Annotated in this window: 22 protein-coding genes and 1 pseudogene; 10 read left to right on the top strand and 13 right to left on the bottom strand. The window is 69.5% G+C overall.

The window, feature by feature from the left end; genetic code table 11:
• From HR086_RS24405 to HR086_RS24390, 4 genes are all read left to right on the top strand, one after another.
• Positions 1-270, top strand: a 270-nt coding sequence (locus HR086_RS24405; RefSeq protein ID WP_174466798.1) for a metal-dependent hydrolase, incomplete at its 5' end; no start/stop codon positions are given.
• Between the two features lie 3 nt (positions 271-273).
• Positions 274-828 carry an RNA 2',3'-cyclic phosphodiesterase gene (thpR, locus tag HR086_RS24400; protein WP_174466797.1) on the top strand — a complete coding sequence of 185 codons (555 nt, stop codon included), beginning with the start codon at positions 274-276 and terminating at the stop codon, positions 826-828.
• A gap of 150 nt (positions 829-978) precedes the next feature.
• The gene (locus HR086_RS24395) at positions 979-1,608 is read left to right on the top strand and encodes a YiiX family permuted papain-like enzyme (protein WP_174466796.1); all 630 of its coding nucleotides are present in this window, start codon (positions 979-981) and stop codon (positions 1,606-1,608) included.
• 73 nt (positions 1,609-1,681) lie between these two features.
• Positions 1,682-3,748: a MopE-related protein gene (locus HR086_RS24390; RefSeq protein ID WP_174466795.1), complete on the top strand. Its 2,067-nt coding sequence runs from the start codon at positions 1,682-1,684 to the stop codon at positions 3,746-3,748.
• Positions 3,749-3,760: 12 nt separating this feature from the next.
• On the opposite strand, the gene HR086_RS24385 is transcribed toward HR086_RS24390, so the two are convergent.
• From HR086_RS24385 to HR086_RS24350, 8 genes are all read right to left on the bottom strand, one after another.
• On the bottom strand, positions 3,761-4,528 hold the full coding sequence (locus tag HR086_RS24385) for a methyltransferase domain-containing protein (protein ID WP_174466794.1): 768 nt from the start codon (positions 4,526-4,528) through the stop codon (positions 3,761-3,763).
• A gap of 59 nt (positions 4,529-4,587) precedes the next feature.
• Positions 4,588-6,807, bottom strand: coding sequence for a sialidase family protein (locus tag HR086_RS24380; RefSeq protein WP_174466793.1), 2,220 nt, complete (start codon positions 6,805-6,807; stop codon positions 4,588-4,590).
• Positions 6,808-6,966: 159 nt separating this feature from the next.
• The gene (locus tag HR086_RS24375) at positions 6,967-7,755 is read right to left on the bottom strand and encodes a hypothetical protein (RefSeq protein WP_174454152.1); all 789 of its coding nucleotides are present in this window, start codon (positions 7,753-7,755) and stop codon (positions 6,967-6,969) included.
• A gap of 190 nt (positions 7,756-7,945) precedes the next feature.
• The gene (locus HR086_RS24370) at positions 7,946-8,650 is read right to left on the bottom strand and encodes an ABC transporter ATP-binding protein (protein WP_368773767.1); all 705 of its coding nucleotides are present in this window, start codon (positions 8,648-8,650) and stop codon (positions 7,946-7,948) included.
• 47 nt (positions 8,651-8,697) lie between these two features.
• Positions 8,698-9,594, bottom strand: a complete 897-nt coding sequence (locus tag HR086_RS24365) for an ABC transporter ATP-binding protein (RefSeq protein WP_141642011.1) — start codon at positions 9,592-9,594, stop codon at positions 8,698-8,700.
• Entirely contained in the window at positions 9,591-10,655 is a 1,065-nt protein-coding gene (locus tag HR086_RS24360) for a branched-chain amino acid ABC transporter permease (RefSeq protein ID WP_174466792.1), read from the bottom strand. The genes HR086_RS24365 and HR086_RS24360 overlap by 4 nt, the downstream gene beginning before the upstream one ends.
• 2 nt (positions 10,656-10,657) lie before the next feature.
• Positions 10,658-11,578, bottom strand: coding sequence for a branched-chain amino acid ABC transporter permease (locus tag HR086_RS24355; RefSeq protein ID WP_141642010.1), 921 nt, complete (start codon positions 11,576-11,578; stop codon positions 10,658-10,660).
• Positions 11,579-12,790: an ABC transporter substrate-binding protein gene (locus tag HR086_RS24350; RefSeq protein WP_174454150.1), complete on the bottom strand. Its 1,212-nt coding sequence runs from the start codon at positions 12,788-12,790 to the stop codon at positions 11,579-11,581.
• 428 nt (positions 12,791-13,218) lie between these two features.
• Between HR086_RS24350 and HR086_RS24345 the strand changes: the two genes are divergently transcribed.
• Entirely contained in the window at positions 13,219-14,136 is a 918-nt protein-coding gene (locus tag HR086_RS24345) for a YsnF/AvaK domain-containing protein (RefSeq protein WP_174454149.1), read from the top strand.
• A gap of 156 nt (positions 14,137-14,292) precedes the next feature.
• Here HR086_RS24345 and HR086_RS24340 read toward each other — a convergent pair whose 3' ends face one another.
• The 5 genes from HR086_RS24340 to HR086_RS24320 all read right to left on the bottom strand — a co-directional run bounded on the left by HR086_RS24340 (position 14,293) and on the right by HR086_RS24320 (position 19,601).
• A complete protein-coding gene (locus tag HR086_RS24340; protein ID WP_254614211.1) occupies positions 14,293-15,774 on the bottom strand; it encodes a serine/threonine-protein kinase in 1,482 nt (493 codons plus the stop codon).
• A gap of 113 nt (positions 15,775-15,887) precedes the next feature.
• Positions 15,888-16,187, bottom strand: coding sequence for a hypothetical protein (locus HR086_RS24335; protein WP_174454147.1), 300 nt, complete (start codon positions 16,185-16,187; stop codon positions 15,888-15,890).
• A gap of 95 nt (positions 16,188-16,282) precedes the next feature.
• Positions 16,283-18,106, bottom strand: a complete 1,824-nt coding sequence (gene dnaK, locus HR086_RS24330; protein ID WP_141642005.1) for a molecular chaperone DnaK — start codon at positions 18,104-18,106, stop codon at positions 16,283-16,285.
• A 5-nt stretch (positions 18,107-18,111) separates the two neighbouring features.
• On the bottom strand, positions 18,112-19,005 hold the full coding sequence (gene grpE / locus HR086_RS24325) for a nucleotide exchange factor GrpE (protein WP_174460877.1): 894 nt from the start codon (positions 19,003-19,005) through the stop codon (positions 18,112-18,114).
• A gap of 95 nt (positions 19,006-19,100) precedes the next feature.
• Positions 19,101-19,601, bottom strand: a complete 501-nt coding sequence (locus HR086_RS24320) for a transcriptional regulator (RefSeq protein ID WP_174466791.1) — start codon at positions 19,599-19,601, stop codon at positions 19,101-19,103.
• Between the two features lie 223 nt (positions 19,602-19,824).
• Between HR086_RS24320 and HR086_RS48680 the strand changes: the two genes are divergently transcribed.
• The 5 genes and pseudogenes from HR086_RS48680 to HR086_RS24295 all read left to right on the top strand — a co-directional run.
• A complete protein-coding gene (locus HR086_RS48680) occupies positions 19,825-22,110 on the top strand; it encodes a lamin tail domain-containing protein (protein WP_254626460.1) in 2,286 nt (761 codons plus the stop codon).
• A gap of 732 nt (positions 22,111-22,842) precedes the next feature.
• On the top strand, positions 22,843-23,286 hold the full coding sequence (locus HR086_RS24310) for a hypothetical protein (protein WP_174466790.1): 444 nt from the start codon (positions 22,843-22,845) through the stop codon (positions 23,284-23,286).
• A 191-nt stretch (positions 23,287-23,477) separates the two neighbouring features.
• Positions 23,478-24,173 carry a sigma-70 family RNA polymerase sigma factor gene (locus HR086_RS24305; protein WP_174454143.1) on the top strand — a complete coding sequence of 232 codons (696 nt, stop codon included), beginning with the start codon at positions 23,478-23,480 and terminating at the stop codon, positions 24,171-24,173.
• Entirely contained in the window at positions 24,170-24,916 is a 747-nt protein-coding gene (locus tag HR086_RS24300) for a hypothetical protein (protein ID WP_174460875.1), read from the top strand. Before HR086_RS24305 ends, HR086_RS24300 begins: the two co-directional genes overlap by 4 nt.
• Positions 24,913-25,748 (top strand): annotated as a pseudogene (locus tag HR086_RS24295) (caspase family protein); the annotation flags it as partial. The gene HR086_RS24300 and the pseudogene HR086_RS24295, both read left to right, overlap by 4 nt.

Raw genomic sequence — 25,748 nt, 5'->3', positions numbered from 1 at the left:
CCCGCGGGCCGCTGGGGTGGGCTGGCGTTCCTCGCGGTGGCGAGCCACGGGCTCCTGGACTCGCTGACGGATGGCGGGCTGGGCGCGGCGTTGCTGTGGCCTTTCTCGAATGCGCGGCTGTTCGCGCCCGTGCGTCCATTGCCGGTGTCGCCCATTGGCGCGGGCATGCTGTCGCCGCGCGGGCTGTATGTCGTCGGCGCGGAGCTGCTCGCCTTCATCCCCTTCTGGGCCTACGCGCTCTGGCCGCGCGGGTCCGCGAGAAAGCGCTGAGCCATGCGACTGTTCACCGCCGTCACGTTGGGGACCACCATCGAGGCCCGGGTCGCCGCCGAGCTGAAGCGGCTGCGCCAGCTCGCGAACCACGCCCGCTTCGTGCGAGTCGAAGGCATCCACCTCACGCTCGTGTTCCTGGGGGAAGTGGAGGCCTCGCGACTGCCCGCCATCCGTGAGGCGCTGGCCTCGGTCGGCCCCCGGCACGCGCCCTTCACGTTGTCGGTGGGCGGAGGCGGCACCTTCGGCACGCCCACGCATCCGCGAGTGCTCTGGGCGGACGTGCATGGAGAGACCAACGCGCTCAAGGCCCTGCAGGCCGACACGGCGGAGCAGTTGCAGCCGCTCGGCTTCGAGTCGGAGTACCGCGACTACGCGCCGCACCTGACGCTGGCCCGGAGCCACACGTCGTCCGGAGACCCGGCGCTGCTCGAGTGCGTGAAGGCCCTGTCCGGCACGGACCTGGGCCAGGGCCGCGTGGACCGGCTCGTCCTCTTCGAGAGCCGTGGCCCGGAGTATCACCGCGTGGCCGAAGTGCCGCTGACGCGCATCGCCTGACGACTGCACGCGCGCGCTCACTCCTCCAGGGAACACCGTCGGCGACAGGGACGTCACATGCATCTCGGATGGGGGCGTGGGAATGAGCCCTGGCATCGGGGCTGCACCGTGAGTCAGCCGGCGTGGCAAACGCCGGAAAGGACAGGGTCCATGCGTTGGCTCGTGTTGTGGGGAGTGTGGTTGTGGGGACTCAGCGCGGTCGCGGCGCCACGGGAGGACCTTGCGGCGAAGCTCCAGACCGGGGACGTCGTGTTGCACACCTCGCGCTCGCGGCAGTCCCAAGCCATCCGGGCGGCCACGCACAGCGCGCTGTCTCACGTAGGGCTGGTGGAGGTGACGGCACAGGGCGTGTTCGTGGTGGAGGCCGTGCAGCCGGTGCAGCGCATCCCGTTCGCGAAGTGGAAGGCGCGCGGCGTGAAGGGCCACATCCTCGTGCTGCGCCCCCAGGGACTCGACGCCGAGCAGCGGCAGCGCGCACTGACGGCGGCGAAGTCCCACCTGGGCAAGCCCTATGACTGGCGCTTCGGCTGGGGCGACGAGGCGATGTATTGCTCGGAGCTGGTACGCAAGGCCTACGCCCAGGGCGCGGGCGTGGAATACGGAGCAATGGAAGCCCTGGGCTCGCTCGACGTGGCCGGCCTGAAACAGCAGATGCGCGAGCGCTACGGCGCCCAGGTTCCGCTGGAGCAGGAACTGATAACACCCGCGAGCATTGCTCGTGATGCGCGGTTGTCGGTGGTTCACTCGGATTTCCCGAGTGAGCGCCAGCCCGGGTCATGAATATCCAGGGGTGTATTCAACCCTGACTCGGAGAAGGTGAGCCGAGCCCGGAAGCGCGGATACACTTCGTTTCATGCGACGCCTCCTGCTCGTCCTCCCCCTCCTCCTCCTCGCTGGCTGCAAGAAGGACGTCACCCAGGGCGCGGTCAAGGTCACGGTGAAGTACGGCCCCTTCCTCCCGGGATGCCTCCGGGTGGAGGCGTTCGACGTGGCCAGCGGGCAGACACGCGGCAAGGACATCGTGGGCACGGAGGTGAAGGGGACTCGCGCCGACGGCGGCAGCATGATGGTCGCGCTGATACCTCCTCTCGACTGGGGAGCGTCCGTGGGAGTGCGCGCCACGGCCTTCGAGCAATCCTGCGAAGGCAAGGCCGTGGTCTCCGACTCGCAGCGCGTGACGGTGGAGCTCGACACCGTGCATGCCGTCACGCTGTCCCTGCAGGCCACGGACGCGGACCAGGATGGCTACGTCGGAGAGAGCAGCAACGGCACCGACTGTCGGGACGACGTGCTCGCCATCAATCCAGGCGCCGAGGAGCTCTGCGACGACGTGGACGACAACTGTGACGGCGTCGGCGACACGGTCCACTTCCAGCTGGGAGAGGCCTGCTCGACGTCGGCGGACTGCTCCGGTGTCTTCCGCTGCGGCACGACGGACCGCGCCCGGTTCTGCGACACCCCGCCCAGCAGGAATGTGTATCTGGACGGGGACCAGGACGGCCACGGCAAGAAGGACTCGACGCCCCTCATCGTCTGCGGCGCCACGCCCGACGGCTACACCACCGGCGCTCCGGACGATTGCGACGACACGAACCGCGACATCCGCCCAGGGCTCACCGACCTCTGCGATGACGTGGACACCAACTGCGACGGAGTGAAGGACGAGGGCTTCCCCACGCTCACGCAGCAGTGCACGGATTCGTTCCAGTGCCAGGGAACGAATCAGTGCAACAGCGTCCAGACGGCCCTGGAGTGTGTGACATCCTCGGTGGCCACCCTGTGGTACCCGGACGAGGACGGCGACACCTTTGGTGGCAACACCGGCATCGTGCAGTCCTGCGTGAAGCCCGCGGGCGCCTATGTCACCAACAGCTCGGACTGCAACGACGGCGACTCGCGGACCCATCCCGGCGCCACCGAGCTGTGTGATGACCTGGACAACGACTGCGACGGCCAGAAGGAACTCCAGAGCGTCTGCCCGGGCGGAAACGCTCCCGCATGGACCAGCAGGAACGTGGGCTCGGGGGGGATGAAGGACTGGTACGCGGCCTCTTCATGGACTCGCGGCGGAGTGTGGGTCGGGGGTGATGACAACCGTCGCGCGCGGCTGCTGCCCACCGGCACGAACTTCACGGTCATCACGGATGACAGCTGCGGCGCCGACGACACCCAATGGCGCGCCATCTGGGCGGACCCCACCACGGGCCGCGCGTGGCTCGGCTCCGAGGGCGGCAAGAAGGCCCACCAGGACACCACCGCCGCGGGCTGCTCCGACATCAGTGACGACAACCGGTGGATTTTTGGAATGACCGGGCTGCGAACCAACAACGTCCTCACGCTCTACGGTGCCAACTCGCCCACGGGCGAGGACAACGAGACCACTGGCACGTCCTTCACCTGGGATGGCGGCGGAACCCTGAGCTACAACGCCGCGAACAACGCGCTCCCCAGCGTCTACAACATCCACGGGAGCACCCAGAGCCACCTGCTGTTGGTGGGTGGCGCCTCGAACACGCCTCGCGTCTTCCGGTTCAACCCCGCCAACAGCCGCTGGGAGACGGAGAACGCGGAGCAGAACACCTCCGGTGCACGCCCCCTGCGGGCCGTCTGGGTGGTGAACGACCAGGTCGCTTTCGCCGTGGGCGACGGAGGCACCGTCCTGCGCAAGGTCAACGGCACGCAGTGGGTCAAACAGGGCTTCCCCAACGCCCATGACCTGACCTCGGTCATCGCCTTCGGCGCGGGGTCCGCCTATGCGACGTGCGCGAACGGCCACATCTACCGCTACAACGGACAGACGTGGACGGAGATTTACGCGGCCTCCGGAGGGCGCCTCAACGACATCACCGGCACGGGCCCCGACGACCTCTGGGTGGTGGGCATCGGCGGGCGAATCCTGCGCTGGCCCGCCTGGCCCTGAGGACGCGAGCGCTCAAGTCCCCCGCCGCGCCACCACGAAGCGGCGGGTGAACAGGAACGGAGTGCCCCGCGAGTGAGCGGGGTACGCGTCGCGTAGGCGCGGCCCCAGCTCCTCCAGGAACGCCTGTCGCTCCGCCTCACCCAGCGCCGCCAACACCGGCCGCAGCGTCGTCCCCAACAACCACTGCAACACCGCGTCCTCACCCGGCAGCAGGTGCAGGTACGTGGTCTCCCACGCATCCACCGTCATCCCCCGCCCCGCCAGCAGCGACTCGTACGTCTCCAGCGTCTCCACGGGCCGCCGCCTCACGGGCGCGAGCACCCGGGCGAAGCGCGGCAGCGCCTTCACCTCGTCGACGAGGCGGTGCGAGGGCGCATCGAAGTTGGCCGGCACCTGGAAGGCCAGCACGGCGTTCGGCGAAAGCTTCGCCACCAGTCGCGCCATCAGCGCCGCATGGTCCGGCACCCAGTGCAGCGCCGCGTTCGACACCAGCACGTCCAGCGGCACGGGAGGCGCCCAGCCCGCGAGTTCCCCCACCTCGAAGCGCAGGGAGCCCGGCGCGGGGCGGCGGCGCGCCTCCTCCACCATCTCCACCGAGGAGTCCACGCCGTACACCGTCGCGCCGGGCCAGCGCTCGGCCAGCACGCGCGTCAAATCCCCCGTCCCGCACCCCAGGTCGGCGACGTGCGTCGGGGCGGCCACGTCCACCCGCGACAGCAGCTCGAAGAAGGGCCGCTTCCGCTCATCGCGGAAGCGCGTGTACTGCGACGGGTCCCACATGCCAGCCTCCCGGCGGCGTGCTCGCGCCGCGCACCGGGAGGTCTAATCCACCCGCCCGCTCAGCGCTCGATGCGCAGCACCTGAAAGCCCTTTCCCGCGCTTCCGAAGCCGCTCACGTTCTCCATCCGCACCACCAGCTCCCCGGAGGGCAGCACACCCCACACGTCCGCGCGCGCCAGGTCGGCCCCGCTCACCCGCTCGTGGCGCCGCGCCTCCATCCACGTCTGCCCATCCCCGCTGGTGAACAGTCGCGCGGAGACATCCCCCGGCACCTGCACGTCCCCCGCGCTGGACCAGGCCGTCCCCAGCACCCAGCCGCCTCCGGGCGCGGCGACCAGCGAGTACGCGGGCCCTGGCAGCTCCCGCACCGTGCTCACCCGGCCGTCCACGGACAGCCGCAACAGCTTCGGGTGCTCGGGCTCGAACAACGTGGACTGCCCGAGCAGCAGCGAGCCATCCGCCATCACCACGCCCGCCACCGCGTTCGCTCCGTAGCCCTGGAGCAGGGACTTCCACGTCCGCCCGCCGTCCGTGGAGCGCAGCACCGCCGCCTGCGTCTTGTTGCTGCCCATCAGCGCCCACAGCGCCCCCGTCACCGGGTCCGCGACCAGCGCATAGCCATGCCGGTGCGCGGTGAGCGTGGAGCGCACGGACCAGCTGGCCCCGCCATTCGTGCTCGCCCACACCCGCACCGGCGCGGACGACGAGGTGAAGCTCTGGTACTCGAGGAAGAACCACGTGCCGCCCAGCTCCGCGAAGCTGCGAGGCCCCATCGCCCGGTAGTTCCCCAGGCTCACCTCGCCCGTCCACGTCCGCCCGCCATCCGTGGAGCGCTGCAGGTTGTACACACCGCTGTGGCTGGCCACCGCCACCAGCGTCCCGTTCGTCATCGCCGCCAGCGTCCACAAATTTCCCCCGTCCTGCCCGCGCGCGGAGAAGGTGCGTCCGCCATCCGTGCTCGCCATCAACCGCGAGCGCTCGCCTCCCGCCGCGAGTCCGTAGAGCGTGCCCGCGCCATCCACCGCGAGCAGTTCATGACTCGCACTGGAGCGCACCAGCTCCAACGTGAAGGGCTCCTCCGGCGGCTCCTCATCCAGCACCATCGCCACGCGCGACACGGTGCCTCGCGAGCTCGCGTCCACGGCCTCGCCGTACAGACACGGCACCTCGCTGCTGCCCTCCGGCAGCACGTCCACCGCGTTGGGATACCCCTTGAACGTCGAGTCCCCGTCGAGCGTCACCGCGGCGCTCAGGCTGCCGTCCTCGAGGAGGGCGCGCACACGCAGCTCGCTGTGTTGATTGAGCACGCGCATGCGGTTGTAGAAGATGTACAGGGTGTCGCCGATGCGGGTGGTGGCGGCCTGGAGCGCCCAGTCGGATGTGCCCTCCACCAGCTTGCGCGGCCCGAAGGACGTCCCGTCGAAGCGCCGGTGGTACAGCCGCTCCTGCTCGTCCTTGTAGACCAGGTGCATGCCGCCCCGGCCGTCCGCCACCGCGCTCAGCGCCGCGCCGTGGTAGATGCCGTCGGAGAAGGCCTCGCGCACCGGCCCCCAGGCCTCCACGGGGTCCGCGTCGTTGCGCACCCGCATCCGCGTGGGCACGAAGCCATCATGCATGGCGTAGACGAAAACGAGCTTCGTCCCCACGCTCAACAGGCGCCCGCCGCCTCGGCGGCGAACCTTGTCCAGCACCTGGGGCGCGCCAAAGTCCTGCCCGCCATCGGTGGACACCGCCACCACCGCGGTGGAGCCGCCATCCGACTCCACCCGGAAGGCCTGCACCCAGAGGCGCCCCCGCGAGTCGCGCGTCAGGAGCGCCCGCGAGTAGCCCGTGCGGTCATCCGCCGAGTCCAGCACGCGCACCGCGGGCTCCGGTGTCCAGGTGTCCTCCGAGGACTGGTAGCGCCACCACTGGAACCAGACGTCATGGCGTCGGGAGGGCGCCAGCTGCGGACCCTCGTACGAGTAGACGAGCGCCACATCCCGGCCCACCGCCAGGAGCTCCGCCCGGTCCGTGTGCGTGAAGTCCGACTGGATGTCCCCCACGCGCCGCACGGTGCGCAGCGCGTCCTCGGAGCGGTACAGGACCAGCCCCTTGCCCTCGGTGCCACCGTGCTGGATGGCCACCAGGAAGCTGGGGGAACGACTTCCACCTCTGTCGATGCGAACGATGTGGCGCTGCGCCGGGAGCGTCAGGGCATTGCCCCCACTCACCGGAACCAACGCCGAGCCGCCCGCCGCGAGCACCACGGCGAGCAAGGCCCCAGTCAGCCCTGTCATGAATCCCCTCCCCCGAACACCGAGGAGGAAGACTGTGGGCGGTCAGGGGGAGAAGGAAGCCGCCCCGCACCACCAGGGCGCCCCATTCCTTTTCAAGTGAACGGGGCGCCTGTCATCAAGCACACGCTCCCGCGAGCGCGGGCGTGCACCAACGACGAACTACTTCGTGCGACGGCGCTTGGCCGGAGCGGCCGTGCCCGCGTCCTGCGGACCCGCGTCGGGAGCAGTCGCCTCGACCGCGGCACCCTCCGCGGCGACACCCGCGTCACCCGAGCCGGCATCCGCCGCGCCCGCCGCGCCCGCGCGCGGAATGGCCGGAGGCGGGTTGACGAGCTGGAGCGAGCCCAGGAAGTCATCCGCCGCCGGAGCGCCGATGCTCGGGTTGTAGAGAACGAGCATGGTGTAGAGGCGCGGGCCCACCAGGTAGTTGCGCGCGCGCACCTCGCCGTTGGGCGAGGACACCGTGTAGGACTTACCGGGGTAGCCATCGAGCGTCAGCTCCTGCTCGTTGCTGACGGTGCCCTTGAGCTGGTTGGTGAGGCCGTCGCGGCCCTCGTTCAGGAACGCCTCGGGCGGCCGGCTGGCGACGACCTTCTCCGGGTAGTCGGCGATGCTGACCGAGTAGATGACGCCCTCGGGGGTCTGCAGCGAGTAGGCCGCCGTGGACACCTCGCCCGCGGGGATGTTCACCTTCTGGCGCTGGACCTGGGGCTGGCCCGGCATCTTGACGTTGAAGCCCTCCTCGGCGCTCACGGGGTTGAGCTGCGGGCCCGCGGCGGCCGGCTGCGCGCCGCCCGTCTCTCCACCCTCGTTGGGCAGCTCCTCCACCGTGGAGGTCGCTTCACCAGAGTTGTTGGAGCTGCTGTCGGTCTTCTGCGGACCGACGCACGCGAGGGCCATCAGCGCAAGGGTGGCAATCGAGGCAAGGAGGCGGGACAACGAAGGCATGGGCGCGCTTCCTGAAATGAGTTTGGGAGAGTTGAACGCGGTGCGTCGGACGACGCTAGACGAACTGCTCGACTTCTGACTACCCGAGATTCGGAGACCCGCCAGTTTCCAGGTGTCACGAGGACCCCAGAAGCGTCGGCGGCAGGACGAACGTGGTGCGCCGGGAGGCGGAAACTCGGCCTTCCAGAGCCTACTCGCCCAGATAGGCGCGGCGCACCTCCGGGCTCTCCAACAGCGCTTTACCGGGGCCGGCCATCACCACTTCACCCGTCTCCAGCACGTAGCCGTAGTGGGCGGAGTTGAGGGCCAGGTGCGCGTTCTGCTCGACGAGCAGCACGCTGACGCCCGCCTTGTTCACGTCGCGCAGGGTGCGGAAGATGGTCTCCGTCACCTGCGGCGCAAGGCCCAGCGAGGGCTCGTCGAGCAGCAGCAGTTGGGGCCGGCTGAGCAGCGCGCGAGCGATGGCGAGCATCTGCTGCTCTCCGCCCGACAGCGTCCCGGCCATCTGGTTGCGCCGCTCCTTGAGCACGGGGAAGAGCGTGAAGTTCTTCTCCATGTCCGCGCGGATGTCCGCGGTGTCCCGGCGCAGGTAGGCCCCCAGCTCCAGGTTCTCCAGCACGGTGAGGTTGGGGAAGATGCCGCGCCCTTCCGGTGCGTGGGCCATGCCCCGGGGCACCAGCTGGTGCGCCTTGAGGGACGTGGTGTCCTGCCCGCTGAAGCGGATGCTCCCCGCGCTCGCCTTGAGCATGCCGCTCACCGCGCGAAGGGTGCTCGTCTTGCCCGCGCCGTTGGCGCCGATGAGGGCGACGACTTCACCCTTGCCCACCGTCAGCGACACGCCCCTGAGGGCCTGGATGGCGCCGTAGTGGACCTTGATGCCCTCCACCGCCAGCAGCGGGGGGAATGCCTGGCGCTCACCCAGCGTCTTCACCTGCGCCTCGCTCACGCCGCTCCTCCGTGGCTCTCCAGGTAGCTGTCACCCAGATACGCCTCGATGACCTTCCGGTCGCTTCGCACCTCGGCCGGAGCGCCGCGCGCAATCGTCTCGCCGTGGTCCAGCACGGTGATTTGCTCGCAGATGCCCATCACCAGCTTCATGTCGTGCTCAATCACCAGCACGCCCAGCTTGAAGTCGTCGCGCAGCTTGCGGATGAGGACCATCAGGTCCGCCTTCTCGCGCGTGTTCATGCCCGCGGCGGGCTCGTCCAGGAGCAGCACGCGGGGCTGGCTGCCCAGCGCGCGCGCGATTTCCAGCCGGCGCTGCTCGCCGTAGGGAAGGTTGCGCGCCTCCTCGTCGCGGCGGTGCGACAGGCCCATGACCTCCAGGAGGTGCTCGGCCTGCGCCGTCAGCCGGCGCTCCTCGCGCTGGAAGGACGGGGTGAGCAGGAGCGCCTTCCACCAGTCCGCGTAGTTGTGGGCCGCGTTCGCCAGCTTCGCGCCCACGCCCATCCGGGACTGGTGCAGCGCCGTCTGCGCGCGGCAGGCCACCTTCACGTTGTCCAGCGCGGTGAGCGCGCGGAACAGACGGATGTTCTGGAAGGTGCGCGCCACGCCCAGCAGGTTGATTTGATGCGGCTTGCGCCCGTTCACCTTCGTGCCGCTGACGAACACCTCGCCCTGGGAGGGCTGGTACACGCCGGTCAGCACGTTGAACGCGGTGGACTTGCCCGCGCCGTTGGGGCCGATGAGGCCCTGCAGGTCGCCCTGCTGGATGGAGAGGCGGAAGTCCGTCAGCGCCTTGAGGCCACCGAACTGGATGCTCACCCCGTCCGTGCGCAGGAGCGCGGCGGACTTCGTGGCCGGAGCGACAGGGGCCACCGGCTGCGCGTTCGCGCTCATGCCAGCCCCCTGCGATTGCGAGGCAGCCACCGGGGCAACACGTCCCAGATTTCCTTCGTGCCGAACAGGCCCTGGGGACGCGACAACATCAACACGACGAGCAGCAGGCCGTAGATGGGCATGCGAATCTGGTCCACCCGCTGCGCCAGGCTGCCCTCGGTGCCCAGCGCGCCGAACAGCGAGCGCATGCCTTCGGGCAGCAGCGTGAGGAAGATGGCCGCGACGAACGCGCCGGTGGTGGAGCCCAGGCCGCCCAGCACCACCATGACGACGATTTCCATCGAGCGCACGAAGGTGAAGGAGCCGGGGTTGATGATGGGCACGAAGTGGGCGAACAGCCCGCCGGCGATGCCCGCGAAGAACGACGAGAAGACGAAGGCGCGGACCTTGTAGCCGGTGGTGTCCACGCCCATGGCCTCGGCGGCCACCTCATCCTCGCGGATGGCCCACAGGCTGCGGCCATGGCTGGAGCCGGCGAGCCGGCGCGCGGCCAGCACCACGAGGAACACCCAGAAGAACACCATGCCCGGGCTGGAGTACTGGGGGATGCCCGACAGGCCCAGCGCGCGGCCGAACGCGTCCGTGTTCTGGACGAAGACGCGGATGATTTCGCCGAAGCCCAGCGTGACGATGGCCAGGTAGTCGCCCCTCAGGCGCAGCGAGGGCAGCCCCACCAGGAAGCCGCACGCCGCGGCGGCGGCGCCCCCCGCGAGCAGCGCCAGCATGAAGAGCACCTGGTCGCTGGCGGCCACGGGGAGGAAGGACAGCGCCACCTCCTTGAGCTGCAGGGAGGTGTAGCCCGCGATGTACGCACCCACGGCCATGAAGCCCGCGTGGCCGATGGAGAACTGGCCCGTCATCCCGTTCACGATGTTGAGGCTCACCGCGAGGATGATGTTCACCCCGACGACGGACAGCAGATACGTCGCGAAGTCGGAGCCGGTCAGCGACCAGTGGAACAGCGCGAGCGTGGGAATCGCGATGACCAGCGGAAGGATGCCGCGCAGCGCGGGGGGGACGAGCGACGGTGCCTCGGGGATGGAAAGCGCGGGGGTCTCCATCGTCACACCTTCTCCGCGGCGACCCGGCCGAACAGGCCACCCGGCTTCACCAGCAGCACCAGGATGAGGAAGCCGAAGGCCACCGCGTCCCGCCAGGTGCTGGCCGCGTAGCCCACCACGAACTCCTCCACCAGCCCGAGCACCAGCGCGCCCACCACCGCGCCCGGCACATGGCCGATGCCGCCAATCACCGCGGCGACGAAGGCCTTGAGGCCCACGTACAGGCCCATGAGCGGGCTCACCGACGTGTCCTTGATGGCGTAGAGCAGCCCCGCGCCCGCGGCCAGGCCGCTGCTGAGCATGAACGTCAGGGCAATCACGCGGTCGGTGGGGATGCCCATCAGCGCCGCCACCCGGTGGTCCCAGGAGACCGCGCGCATCGCCCGGCCGAAGCGCGTGCCGAAGACGAGGTACTGCAGGGCCACCATCAACCCCACCGCGATGAGGAAGCTGATGACCTGCCAGTTCCAGACGACGACGTCCCGGTCCCCGATGATGAGCCACTCCTTGGGCTCGATGATTTCGGGGAACGCGCGGGGGCTGGCGCCGGGCAGGAAGCCGATGTCCAGCTGGAAGCCGTAGGAGAGCGCGAAGGAGATGCCGATGGCGGTGATGAGCGCCGTCAGCCGGGGCTTCTCGCGCAGGGGCCGGTAGGCGAAGCGTTCAATGAGGAAGCCGAACAGCGCGCACCCGAGCATGGCCACCGCGAACACGGCGGCGATGCCGAGGAACGAGCCGCGCGCCTCGCGTCCAATCGCGAAGGCGGTGGCGTAGCCCATGTAGACGCCGACCATCATGACGTCGCCGTGGGCGAAATTGATGAGCTTGAGGACGCCGTAGACCATCGTGTAGCCGAGCGCGACGAGCGCGTAGATGGTTCCGGCGGCCAGACCGTTGATGAGGTGCTGGAGGAGCTGCGCCATTTAGGGAGAGATGGTCGTCACATACTGCGTCTTGCCGTCCCCGACCTTGAGGACGACGGCGGACTTCACGGCATTGCGCTTGTCATCCAGGGTGACGGTGCCCGCCACGCCCGGGAAGTCCTTGGTCTGCGCGATGGCATCCCGCACCGCCGGACCGCTCAGGTCCTTGGCGCGCTTGAGGGCCTCCACCGCCACGCGGGCCGCGTCGTATCCCAGCGCCGCCAGCGCGTCCGGCACACCGCCGTACGCGGCCTTGTAGTCGGCGATGAACTTCTGCACGCGGGGGTCCGGGTTGTCCGGCGAGTAGTGGTTGGAGAAGTAGCTGCCAGAGATGGCGCTGCCGCCCAGCTCGAAGAGCTTCTCGGAATCCCATCCGTCGCCGCCCATCAGGGGGACCTTGAGGCCCACCTCGCGGGCCTGGCGCGCGATGACGCCGACCTCGCTGTAGTAGCCCGGGACGTAGATGCCGTCCGGCTGCGTCTTCTTGATGGCGGTCAGCTGCGCGCGGTAGTCGGTGTCGCCCTGGCTGTAGCTCTCCGTCGTCGCGACCTTGCCGCCCATCTCCGTGAACTTGCGCGTGAAGACGTCCGACAGGTCGATGGAGTAGGCGCTCTTGTTGTCCTGGAGCACCGCCACCTTGCCCAGCTTCAGGTCCTCGCGGGCGAACTTCGCCATGACGAAGCCCTGGAACGGGTCGATGAAGCACACGCGGAAGATGAAGTCGCCCTTCTGCGTCACGGTGGTGTTGGTGGACGAGGGCGTAATCATGGGCACGCCCGCCGCCTGCGCCTTCTCCGCCATGGCCAGCGAGTTGGACGAGGCCACGTCGCCCAGGATGAGCACCACCTTGTCCTGCGTAATCAGGCGGGTGGCGGCCTGCGCGGCCTCCTCCGGCTTGCTCTGATTGTCGTAGACGCGAATCGCCAGCTTCTTGCCATTCACGCCGCCCGCGGCGTTGGCCTCCTTGAGGGCCAGCTCGATGCCGTTGCGCGTGGAGATACCGAAGGTCGCCTGACCGCCGGTGAGCGCGCCCACCTGGCCCAGCAGGATGGTGTCGGAGCCAGCGGCGGGTGTGCCGCTCACCGTGCTCCCGGACTGACCCTGCGCGGCCTGCGTGCCAGCCTCACCGGAGGGAGTGGGCTGCGTCTTCTTCTCACAAGCGCCCGCCATGACGGCGAGCGCGGCGAGCAGCATCGGGGCAAGGCGTCGCATGCGGAGCAATCCTCCTCAACAGGGGGTGCTGCGATTCAAAGCCCCGGTTTTCTAGGGGAGCCCTCTCCATGGGTCAAGCGCGCTGCCAGACAGGCCCTCCCCCCACGTACCCTCCGTGCGGCGCGTCACGTGGGGTTCCGGGCCCGGGCGCCGGAGGGGACCGAGGCGTTTCGCGCGCCCATCCCACCCCCAAATGCCGCGGTCCTCGGGGGGAAAGGGCCCGTGAACCTGGAGGACGACGCCCCTGGAGGAAGAAGCGATGCACGCCGGGAGAGGGCAGGCAACCCCCGTCGGGGGCAACCACGGGACCGAGCCCCTCGCGCTCGTGTTGCCACGGCACTGTTCATCCCCGGACCTGTTCCCACCTTCCGGTTGATGGAGTGGTGGACCGCGCCCTCCATCCAGCCAGTCAGCAGGAGGAGCCAGCCATGTTCCAGCGCAAAGACGTCAGGGAAGGAATGGCCGTCCGCAGCATCGACGGCGAGAAGCTCGGCAAGGTCTTCGCCATCGGCGACGACGCATTCCACATCGAAAGGGGCCTGTTCTTCCCGAAGGACTACCGGGTCGCCTTCACGGAGGTCAGCGAGATTCGCGACGGAGAGGTGATTCTCAACCGGGGCAAGGAAGCGCTCCAACAGGTCTCCGACGCCGAGCGCGCCAAGGCCACCGCGGGCACGGGCGTAGCGGCCGGAGCCGTGGGCCTGGCCTCCGAGCGCACGACGACCACGACGGAGACGCGGGTACGCGACACGGACCTGGGCGCATCCCGGGGCTCCGTCACGTCGCTGCCTGGCGCGAACCTGGGCACGGACGCCAACTACGCGGCCAACATGCGGGCGGACACCGACCTCCGCAGGGGCGACACCCGCCTGGAGACCGACAGGCGCCTGGAGACCGACAAGCGCCTGGGCTCCGAGAGGCGTGACACCGACGACATCTCCATCCCCGTCCACCGGGAGAAGCTGACCGTGGAGAAGCGCGACACGCAGGCGGGCGAGCTGCGCGTGCACAAGGACGTGGTGGAGGAGGAGGAAGTGGTGAAGGTCCCCCTGCGCCACGAGCGGGTCCGCGTGGAGCGCCGGGCGGCGACGTCGGACAAGCCCGTGGTGGGCGCGACGTTCAAGGAGGAGACCATCGTCGTCCCGCTGCACGCCGAAGAGGTGGACATCACCAAGCGCTCGGTCCTGGACGAGGAGGTCGTCATCCACAAGGACGTCGTCGAGGAGGAGCGCCGCATCACCGAGAGGGTGCGCCACGAGAACGTGGACATCCGCACCGAGGGCGAGGTCGACGCCCCGCGCACGCTCAACGCCACGCCCGACGACCCGTCGCTGCGCCGCTCCTGAAGTGACGCCCGGGCACCTTCCGCCTGGGCGCTCGTTCGGCCTGGAATGGGGCGGGAGCCCCACTCCGCCTGGAGTGGGGCCGGCCCCCCCTCTGCTTCGACCCAGGTGGGGCCACAAGCCTTGCTCCATCTGGAGTGAGACCGGTGCCCGCCCGAGTCAGGGCGCGGCCTTCTTCTGGGGCACGGGGCGAGGCTCCGTGTCGATGTCCTCCTGGGGAGGCCACCCCTCTGGGGGAGCCCGCACGTCGCGGGACGCCACCGGAGGCTGTCCTCCTGCCTCCGTGCGGTCCAGCCGGTTCAGCTCTCGCAGCCGGTCCGGAAAGTGCCGGGCCATCAGCCGCGACAGCTCCGTTTCCTTCGCCGGCGTGACGATGTCCAACAGCCGCTCCGCCATCTCCTGCGCGCTCGCGAAACGCGCCGTCGGAGACTTGGCCAGCGCCACCTCGAGCACCTCCCACAAGGGACGGGAGATGGTGTCCGGCCGCGTCAGGCGCTCGTCGCAGATGGCCTGCATGGACCGCAGCTCGTCTCCCCTGTCAAAAGCGCGCCGCCCGGTGAGCGCCTCGTAGAGGATGAGGCCCATGGCGAACAGGTCGCTGCGGGCGTCCAGCCGCTGCCCCCGGGCCTGCTCCGGCGACATGTACAGCGGCTTGCCCTTCACGATGCCCGGCAGTGTCATCGTCCGCTGCGCGCGGACTTTCGCCACGCCGAAGTCCAGGACCTTCACCTGGCCGTCGAAGCCCACCATCAGGTTGTGCGGGGACAAGTCCCGGTGCACCAGGTGCATCGGCTTGCCGTCCTCGCCCTTGAGCAGGTGCGCCGCGTGCAACCCGTGCAGGGCCTGCACGACAATCGCGGCTGTCTGCTCGGGCGTCAGCGGCCCCTTCTGCGCGCGCAGCAGCCGGTCCAGGTCCACGCCCCGCACCAGCTCCATGGCGATGAAGTACGCCCCCTGGGCCTCGCCGAAGTCATAGACGTGAACGAGGTTGGGGTGCGACAGCCGCAGGCCGATGCGCGCCTCGTCCAGGAACTGCTGGACGATGGCCGGTTCCGCCGTCAGGTGCGGGAGGATGCGCTTGAGGGCCACCAGCCGCCCCAGCCCCTCCGGGCCTCGCGCCCGAGCCACCAGCACCTGGGCCATGCCCCCGGTGCCCAGCGGCGTCAGCACCTCGTACTTGCCAATGCGCCCGCGCGGCACCGGCGTGTCGTCCAGCGCCAGTTCGTCCAGCCGCTCCAGGGGCCCCTGCCCGTCCATCAGCGCCAGGAAGGCCAGCACGGCCGTGTCCAGCTGCTCGCCGATGGCCTCCACCAGCTTCATCACCAGCCCGCCGCCGTCCGCGAAGCCGCCCTCCACCGCCAGCCCCAGGCCGCCCAGCTCCAGGTTCCCCAGCTTCAGCCGGGTGCAGAACAACATCCGCCCGTTCTTCAGCCGGTGGGGCCCCCGCCAGCTCGCGGCCTCGAAGACGTCCGCGCCCAGCTCGCCCAACACCCGCGTCAGCACCGGCCCGCGCGTGCCCCGCAGGGACACGAAGCCCGCGGGCGCGTGCACCATGCGCGCGCACTGGGTGAGGAAGACATCCAGCCCCGCGTCCAGCGTCAGGCCGCGCTGGAGGCAGTCCTCGAGGATGTCGTCCGACATCCGATGAACCGCCACCAGGCCGCGCAGGAACGCGACCTCTGTCTCCAATGAAGGGAATTCCACGGGCCCATTACACACCCGCACGAGCTTCCCCGGAAAGTCTGGGGTTGCCGCTAGACGCGCTCGCGGTCCTTCAAGGACCCGCTACCGGACACCCGCTCGGCGGTGGCCGAGGGCAGCGGCAGGGCGCGACGGTCGTCGATGAGGCCGTGGATCTCCAGCATGTGCTCCAGGTGGGCCACGCGCGCCTTCAGCATCGCCGTGTCCGGGTGCTGGCCGAGCTGGGCCTCGCGCAGCCGGATGAACGCCTCCATCACCGGCTTGAGCGAGAAGCGCAGCGTCAACCCGAGAAAGGGGATGCCGACCGTCATCGCCACCACCGACGTAATCACCACGGCTTCGACTGGATCCATGACTCGCTACCTCGAAACGGACAGGGGGTGACTCACCTACGCGGGAGGCGCGGAGATGATTGCACGCCCCCCGTCCGAAATCCGGGGGTGCTCGTTCAGCTCGCCTGGCCGGTGTAGATGGCGTCGGCGATGCGATAGGCGCTGCCCTCCAGGCGCTGGAAGGCCTCCTTGAGGGCCACCGCGTCGGAGGTGTTGAGCATGCCCTTGAGCCGCTCCAGGTCCGTCCTGATTTCCTCGCGGTCCTTCTCCGACAGGAGGCTGGCGTACTCCTCCAGGCTCTTCTCCGTCGTGTAGATGAGGCCGTCGGCGTTGTTGCGCAGCTCCGCCAGCTCCTTCTTCTTCTTGTCGTCGGACGCGTGCGCCTGCGCGTCGGAAATCATCCCCTGGATTTCCGCCTCCGACAGACCGGAGTTGCTCACCACGCGCACCTGCTGGACCTTGCCGGTGCCCAAATCCTTGGCGCTGACGTGGACGATGCCGTTGGCGTCGATGTCGAAGGACACTTCAATCTGCGGCACGCCGCGCGGCGCCGGGGGGATGCCCACCAGTTCGAAGCGCGCCAGCGTCTTGTTGTCCGCCGCCATCTCGCGCTCGCCCTGGAGGACGTGCACGCTCACCAGCGGCTGGTTGTCCACCGCGGTGGAGAACACCTGGCTCTTCTTGCAGGGGATGGTGGTGTTCTTGTCGATGATCTTCGTGAAGACGCCGCCCGCCGTCTCCACGCCCAGCGACAGCGGCGTGACGTCCAGGAGGAGGACGTCCTTCACCTCGCCCTTGAGCACGCCACCCTGGATGGCCGCGCCCACGGCGACGACCTCGTCCGGGTTGATGCCCTTGTGCGGCTCCTTGCCGAAGAACTCCCGCACCTTCTGCTGCACGCGCGGCATGCGCGTCATGCCACCGACAAGGAGCACCTGGTTGACGTGCTGCGCGCTCAGGCCCGCGTCCTTCAAGGCAATCTTGCAGGGCTCAATCGTGCGGTCGATGAGGTCCGCGACCAGCGCCTCGAACGTGGAGCGGTCCACCGTCTCCGTCAGGTGCTTGGGGCCGGACGCATCCGCGGTGATGAACGGCAGGTTCACCTCCGTCTCCGGCGCGCTGGACAGTTCGTGCTTGGCGCGCTCGGCGGCCTCCTTGAGCCGCTGGAGCGCCATGCGGTCCTTGCGCAAATCCAGCCCGTTGTTCTGCTCGGCGAAGCGCTTGGCCAGGTAGTCGATGAGCCGCTGGTCGAAGTCCTCGCCGCCCAGGAACGTGTCGCCGTTGGTGCTCTTCACCTCGAACACGCCGGCGGTCAGCTCCAGGATGGAGATATCGAACGTGCCGCCGCCCAGGTCGTAGACGGCGACGCGCTCGGTGCCGCCGTCCTTCACCTTGTCCAGGCCGTACGCGAGCGCCGCCGCGGTGGGCTCGTTGATGATGCGCAGGACGTTGAGGCCGGCGATGCGGCCGGCGTCCTTGGTGGCCTGACGCTGGCTGTCGTTGAAGTACGCGGGGACGGTGATGACCGCCTCGGTGACGGGCTCGCCGAGGTAGTCCTCCGCCGTCTGCTTCATCTTCATCAGGATGATGGCGGAGACCTCCGGCGGGCTGTGGCCCTTGCCGCGAATCTCCACCCACGCGTCGCCGTTGGGGCTGGTGGCCACCTTGAACGAGCTGACGCTGATGGCCTTCTTCGCCTCCGGCGAGTCGAACTTGCGGCCGATGAGCCGCTTCACCGCGAAGACGGTGTTCTCCGGGTTGGTGATGGCCTGCCGCTTGGCAATCTGGCCCACCAGCCGCTCACCGGAGTCCGTGAAGCCCACCATCGAAGGCGTGGTGCGGCTGCCCTCGCTGTTGGGAATGACCACCGGCTCGCCGCCTTCCATGACGGCGACGCACGAGTTGGTCGTTCCGAGGTCGATTCCTATCACCTTGCCCATGACGCTTACTGACTCCCCCCGGAAGTGCTGTCCGACTGCTGCTCGGTCGCCTCGGCACGCGGCTCACCGTCCGGCGAGGACGGCGCCTCCGCGGACTCGGGCGGCGTGTTTGACGTGGTGTCGACGGGCGCGGGTGCCTCCGGCGCGCGCGCGACGACGACGAGGGCCGGACGCACCAGCCGCTCGTTGAGGAAGAAGCCGCGCACCACCTCGAAGGCCACGTGGCCCACGGGGACGTCCGCCGTCTCCACCTGCTGGATGGCCTCGTGCATGCGCGGGTCGAACGGCTGACCCTTGGCGCTGAAGGACTTCACGCCGTGGCGCGCGAGCGCGTCCTCGAAGGACTTGCGCGTCATCGCGACGCCCTTCTGGAAGCTGTCGATGTCGGTCGACTTGGCCGCCGCCTCGAGCGCGCGGTCCAGGTTGTCCATCACCGGGAGCAGGTCCTTGAGCAGCTTCTCCGAGCCGAAGCGCTGGACCTCCTCCTTCTCCTTCTGCGCGCGCTTGCGGTAGTTCTCCAGGTCCGCGGCGGCGCGGACCATGCGCTCCTGCGCATCCTTCGCGCGCTCGTGCGCCTCGCGCAGCCGCTCCATCGTCTCGCGGCCCTTGGCCTGACTGAATTCGACCTGCGCCTTGAGCGACTCCACCTCCTCGCGCAAGGCGGCGACCTCTTCGGCTGTCGCCGGAGTCGCCACGGGGTCTTCGGGAATCGCGGAAGACTCGGGGGAGGCGGCGAGGTCCTCGTCAGAGGCGGCGGCCTGGGGGGCCTCCACCTCGATGACGGTCACTTCGTCATCCTCCATTCGACGCTCGACGCTGCGGACCGCCGCGTCGATGACGTCCTGCCCGATTTCCGCCTGGATGCTGTCCTTTTCGCTGGAGCCGGCCACGGCGCGCACTATCTCACGCGCCGCACACCGTTCCAACTGGCGGGAACGACTGGCGGAACCCGGACCCGAGGTATGTGCGGGCGCGATTCAGGCGGAACGGAACTTCACGCTCCGGCGGTGGGCTTCTTGGCGCGGCCCATCGTCTTCTTGGAGGCCGGGGCGGCCTTCTTCGCCGCCCGCCCGCCCGCCTTCTTGGCGCGGCCAATGGACTTGGTGCCCGCCTTCTTCGCGGCGCGAGGCTCGGCCTTCGGAGCCGGGGCCTCGGTGGCCGGGGCTTCGGGGGCGCTGGCGCGGGAGGCGCCCTTGGCCTTCTTGCTGGGGGGAGGCTTGGTGGTGGCCTCGTCCTCCGGATGGAAGGCGCGCTCCACGGCGCCCTCGACCTGGCGCACGGCGGTCTCAATCTTCTCCGCCGCCACCTTGGTGGTGCTGGCCGCCCAGGTGCGCAGCTGCTCCAGGCCCTCCTTCACCTTGGCCTGCTTCTCCGGGTCCTTCACTTCCTTGAGGAGCCGCTGCGCCTCGCCGCGAAGGTCGTCGGTCGTGCGCTTGAGCTCATCACCGGTGCGCTTGAGGAACTCCATCAACTGCTTGTCCCACTTCTCGGCCATTGAGCGTGTCCTCTCGTCGGGCGGCGGCAGCCCCCCATGGTTCCCGCGACTCTCGAATATGTCACGGACGACGCGGACGGCCATTGCCGTTCCAACGCAGCGCGACTTCCTGGGGCTCCGTCCGTGTTCGAGGGTGTCATCGTCGCGCAACAGGGATTTCGCTAGAGTGTCTCGTTTCAAATGCGGGCCCGGCCGATGGCTCGCCCTGCTGGAGCCCACATCCATGTCTCTCATCCGCGCCGCCGGGGCACTCGTCGTCCTGGCCTTCTTGAGCGCCTGTTCGGGAAGCCGCCACGATGACCCAGGCGGGGGCCCCAAGCTCCCCACCTCCGAGCTGACCGACACCACGGTGGGCGCCACCTATGAGGTGCACCTGACGGCCACGGGTGGCACCGCGCCCCTGAGCTACACGCTGGAGACGGAAGTCCCCCCGGGCTTCTCCTTCTATTCGGCCGACGGGAAGCTCACCGGCCCCGCCAGCGCCTCTGGAGAGTTCTCCCTCCGGGTGAGCGTGCGGGACGTGGAGAAGAGCGTGGATACGCGGACGTACAGCCTCAAGGTGTGGCCGGCGCCGGTGCTCTCCGCCGTCGCGCCGTCCGCCGCGTTCACCGGCAACGGCTACACGCACACCTTCTCGGTGGCGGGCGGGCGTCCCCCGCTGACGTTCTCCGTGGCGGAGGGTTCGCTGCCTTCGGGCCTGTCGCTGACTCAGGACGGAGAGGTGACGGGCGTGGCGGAGCTGGCGGGCACGAAGACCTTCACCCTGCGGGTGCAGGACGCCAGCGGCGTGAAGGCGGAGGGCCGCTTCTCCCTGGAGGTGAAGCCAGGCACGGGAATCCCCGATGGGGGCCCTTCGACGAGCTTCCCGCTGGCGGTAGGCAACTGGAACATCGAGTGGTTCGGCTCCCCGACGGAGGACCCGGCGGACGACGCGCTCCAGCTCGCCAACGTGCAGTCCGTGATTGGCGACGCGGGCGTGGACGTGTGGGGCCTGGGGGAGATGGTCAACACGGCGCAGTTCAACACGCTGAAGGACCAGCTGCCCGGGTACGAGGGCTTCCTTTCCAATGACTCCACCGTGACGTTGGGACCCACCTACTACTCGTTCAACGAGCAGAAGGTGGGCCTGCTCTACAAGACGGGGCTGGTGGAGGTGCGCCAGGCGCAAATCGTCCTGAGCGAGTACGAGAATGACTTCGCCGGCAGGCCGCCGTTGCGCGTGGACCTGCGCATCACCCGAGGCGTCTCCAGTGTGGACCTGACGGTGCTGGTGCTGCACATGAAGGCCATGACCGGGGCGGACGACTATGCACGGCGGCTCGCGGCCGGGCAGCACCTCAAGGACTACCTGGACTTCAACCTCCCCACGCAGAAGGTGATGGTGGTGGGTGACTGGAACGACGACGTGGACGGGTCCACCACGACGAACCCCAGCACAGGGGGGAAGTTCGACACACCCTACCGCGACTTCGTGGACGACACCGTGCGCTATGCCTTCGTCACCCAGGCCATGTCGCTCCAGGGGGTCGCCTCCACGGTGAGCTTCTCGACGTTCATCGACCACCAGCTCGTCAGCAACGAGATGCTGGCCCACTACGTCTCCGGCTCGGCCGCCGTGCTGCGGCCGAACATCCCCAGCTACGGCTCCACCACATCGGACCACTACCCCATCATCAGCCGCTACAACTTCGGGGAGGTGCCGGAGCACACCGTGAAGCTCACCGCGCCCAACGGCGGAGAGTCATTGAGCGCGGGCGTGGCGTTCGACATCACCTGGACGTCGGCCGGGGTGAACACGGTGCGGCTGCAGTACTCCCTGGATGACGGGCTCACGTGGAGCAACATCGTCGCGTCCGTGGCCGCCATGCCCGCGACCTACACCTGGACGGTGCCCGCGGTGGAGTCCTCCACTGCGCGGGTGCGCATCAGCGACGCGCAGGATGGCACCCTCGCCGACGTGAGCGACAACGTGTTCCGGCTGAACCGTCCGCTGCCCACGTTGTTCATCAACGAGTACCTGCCCCACCCGAACAACATCTCGGGGACCGGCCCGGTGGACTTCGACAAGATGTTCGTGGAGATCCGCAACACCGGCACCACGGCCGTGGACCTGGGCGGCTACTCCATCCACGACGAGGAGTCGCGGCGGGGCGACAAGCCTGCGCGGCACGTCTTTCCCGGGGGCACGATGCTCCAGCCCGGCACGGTCTTCACCGTCTACTCCGGCGCGTCGGCGGTGCCTTCGGGCGTGCCCAACGTCGCGTACGCCAATGGCGGCGACGGGCTGCGCTTCAACCGGGGCGTCAACACGGACAGCTCCGGCGACACCGCCTTCCTCGTCCGCCCGGACGGCTCAGAGCAGGACAAGGGCCAGTACAGGGATGCGTTCCAGGGTGTCTCCTACAACCGGAGCCCGGACGGCTCGGCCGCGGGGAGCTGGGTGCTGCACAACACGTTGTCCTCCTCGACCGCGTCTCCCAGAACGCGCGTCGACGGCTCGGCGTTCTGACCGGCCGAGGGTGAAGTCCGCTCGACGCCATGACGGCGGCCCGTACCCACGGGCCGCTCGGCGTCGGGCGGCGCGGTGTGCCGGGCACGGGCACCATCGCGCGCCGGCTCATGAACATGGGCTTCAATTGGCGAGCTGCGCCGGGCCCGGGCACCATCGCGCGCCGGCTCATGAACACGGGTCTCAATTGGCGAGCGGTCGCTGCGCCGAGCACGAGCACCGTCGCGAGCTGGCTCATGAACATGGGCTTCAATCGGCGAGCGGCCGCTGCGCCGAGCACGAGCATCGTCGCGCGCCGGCTCATGAACACGGGTCTCAATTGGCGAGCAGCGCCGGGCCCGGGCACCATCGCGCGCCGGCTCATGAACACGGGCCTCCATTGGCGAGCGGCCGCTGCGCCGAGCACGAGCACGAACACCGTCGCGCGCCGGCTCATGAACATGGGCTTCAATCGGCGAGCGACCACTGCGCCGAGCACGAGCACCGTCGCACGCTCGACCCGCTCGGCGTCGAGTGACTTCAAACTGAGATCTCCCCGAGGTCGGCGGCTCATGCCTGGAGACGCGGGACGCGCCTTCGCGGCAACGGGCCGGAGTGGCTGGACACGAACCCGGCCGCCGCCTCCGCACCGTCAGGGCCTGCCTTCGCACCGCGTCGGCGGGCCCTTCGGGCCCGGGCAGCTCCCGACGCCGCGCGCCCCCGCCCCACAACCAGCTCGAGAGGACAGACGCCATGACGGAGACGCTCACGCTGTACCGCCCGGTGGGGCTGAAGGAAGCGGAGCTCGTCCTGGCCAGCGACTGTCGCGGCTTTCCTCCCCGCCTGCCGGACCAGCCCTTCTTCTACCCGGTGATGAACGCGGACTATGCGCGGCAGATCGCCCGGGACTGGAACGCCCCGGACGCCGGCTCCGGCCACGTGGGCTTCGTCACCGCCTTCGACGTGGAGTCCCCCTGGCTCACCCGCTACCCCGTCCGGACGGTGGGCGCCGCGCGACATCAGGAGCTGTGGGTGCCCGCCGAGGAGCTGGAGGACTTCAACGCCCACCTCGTCGGCCCCATCCGCTTCATCGAGAGCTGGTACGGCCTGGACGAAACCCACCGCGCCACCGTGCTCGCCCAGCTCCAAGCGGCCTGGACCCAGGTCCATCCCCACTCGCCCCTCCCCTTTTCTTGAGGCCGGCCCAGAAATAGTTCGAGGACATAAGACCGCGTCCCGACAACTATTTCTGGGTCGTGCCGCAAGGAATTCGGCATCCCTTCGTTGACGTGGACAACCCATTTCGCGAGCAAGCTCCGTATCCCTTTCAAGGGTGACGGCTGGTCGGGCATTGGGCTCGAGCCGGCTCGCGTGGTGTCGGAGAGACCGTGCTGCCAGGCAATGACCGCTCCGTCCTGGAGTCCTTCCGTCGTGGGGATTCGTCCGTCCTCACCCAGGTGTACCGCGCCTATTCGCCGGAGGTGCTGCGCTACCTCTCGCGACGCTTCTCCGTGGGCCCGGATGGTGGGGCCACGCGCACCGTGTCCCTGTCCGCGCTGGACCTGGACGCGGCCCATCAGGAGACCTTCGTGCGCGCGTTTCGTCCCAACATGCGGCAGGCCTATGACGGGGTGCGGCCCTACCTGGGGTTCCTGCTGACGGTCGCGCGCTCGACGGCCATCGACCTGATGCGCGCATCGGGACGGGTGTCCCGGGAAGCCGTCTCGCTGGACGAAGCACCGGAGCTCAACCAGTTGCCCAATGAGGGGCGCAGCCCGGAGGAAGAGGCGCTCGGCACCGAGGTCCGGACGCTGGTGCGCCGCTTCCTGGAGACGCAGTCCGAGGAAGGTCGCGCGCTGGCGCAGCTGCGGTTCGTGGAGGGGCTGTCACAGGAGACCACCGCCGAGCGACTCCGACTCACCCGAGGCGAGGTCCGCGTGCGCGAGCGCAAGCTGCGCACGCAGTTCACCGAGCACCTGAAGTCCTCCGGCTGGCTGGAGACGACGGCCGAGCCTGGAGGCCTGGAGCTGGGCGTCCTCTTGGCCACCCTCGCCCTGTGCGCGATAGGGAGCATCCCATCATGAGGTGGTACGAGCGACACATCGACGCCAGCCTGCCGCGCTGGGCCCAGGGAGAGCTTCCCCCTGCCCAGGCCTCGCGACTGCTGCGCCATGCCCACGTCTGCCACCGCTGTGGCCCCCTCTACGAGCGATGGGCCCAGGCGCACCGCGCGCTGGAGGACTCGCTGGACGCGCCCTCCTCCATGGAGCGGCTCGCGTTGACGGAGGGGGGACTGGAGGCGGCGCTGGCCGCGGCGGAGCCCCTGGCCGCCCCTTCACGGTGGCCGTCGATGATGGCGCTCGCGGGCGCGCTGACCGCCGTCGTCGCCGCCATGGTGCTGTCGCCCGCGCTGACCGACGAGTTCCGCGCCCGAGGCCTGGGCACGCCGCCGCCCGGCGTGGCCCTGCGCATCTTCTGCGCCACCCCGGGTCAGCCGCTGCGGGAGCTGCACTCGGGTGAAGCCTGCCCGGCGGGTGCCATGCTGGCCTTCGCCGCGGGCGGGCAGGCGCCGTACACGCATATCGCCGTCCAGGTGCGCGGCACGCAGCGCGCGGAGCTCACCGCCGGCCCCTTCCTCCTGTCCGGTGCGCCAGGCAAGGAGGCGCCCCTCGCGTTGACGGTGCCGCTGCCGGAGACGGTGGGCGAGGCGGAGGTGACGGCTGCGTTCGCCGACAGCCCGTCCGCGGCCCTGGCGGCCTTGCGTGGTGAGGAGCAGGGGGGGGCAGTGGTGCTCAAGCAGGCCCTGAGGGTAGAGGAAGGTCCATGAACAAGCTGGGAGTGCTCCTCGGGGTCGCCGCGCTCTTCGCCGCACGCGACGCCTCGGCGGATGCCCTGGTCCGTCGCGCGCTCGTGATTGCCCACAACGGCAGCGACGACCCGTCGCTGCCCGCGCTGCGTTTCGCGGACGATGACGGCGTGCTGTGGGCGGAGACCCTCCAGCGGCTGGGGGTGGAGACGACGCTGCTGGTGGACCCGGACGCCTCCACGCTCGCGGGCGCGCGGCCGGTGCTCGCGGGCGCGCGGCCTCCCACGCCCGACGAGGTGAAGCGCGAGGTGGCCCGGCTGCGCGCCGCCAGCCTCGCCGACGACGAGCTGGGCCGCGAGACGGACGTGCTCGTGGTGTACGTGGGCCACGGCAACACGGACGAGGCGGGCCGCGCCTACTTCACCCTGGCGGGAGGCCGGCTGGACAAGGCGAGCCTCTACGCGGACGTGGTGGACCCCCTGGGCGCCGACTACGTGCACCTCATCGTCGACGCCTGCCGCGCGTCCGGCGTCGTGGGCAGCCGGGGTGGGCAGACGGACGCAGCGGTGCTGGCGGAGCTGCGCGGCATGCTCGCTCGCGAGCAACTGGCCACCCGGCCCACCGTGGGCGCCGTCTTCGCGGAGAGCGACGATGGAGAGACCCACGAGTGGTCCCGCATCCGCGCGGGCGTCTTCAGTCACGTGGCGCGCTCGGGGCTCCTGGGCGCCGCGGACATCAATGGCGACGGACAGGTGGAGTACAGCGAGCTGGGCGCGTTCGTCTCCGCGTCGCTTCAAGGCGTGAAGGGCCTGCCGGCGCGGCTGAGCATCCACGCCTTCGCGCCCACCGGAGC

This window comes from Myxococcus sp. CA039A, from assembly GCF_013336645.1.
In the GTDB taxonomy this organism is placed as follows: Bacteria; Myxococcota; Myxococcia; order Myxococcales; family Myxococcaceae; genus Myxococcus; species Myxococcus llanfairpwllgwyngyllgogerychwyrndrobwllllantysiliogogogochensis.
The sequence above is the reverse complement of the archived record's forward strand: the minus strand, read 5'-3'. Positions and strand labels throughout refer to the sequence as shown.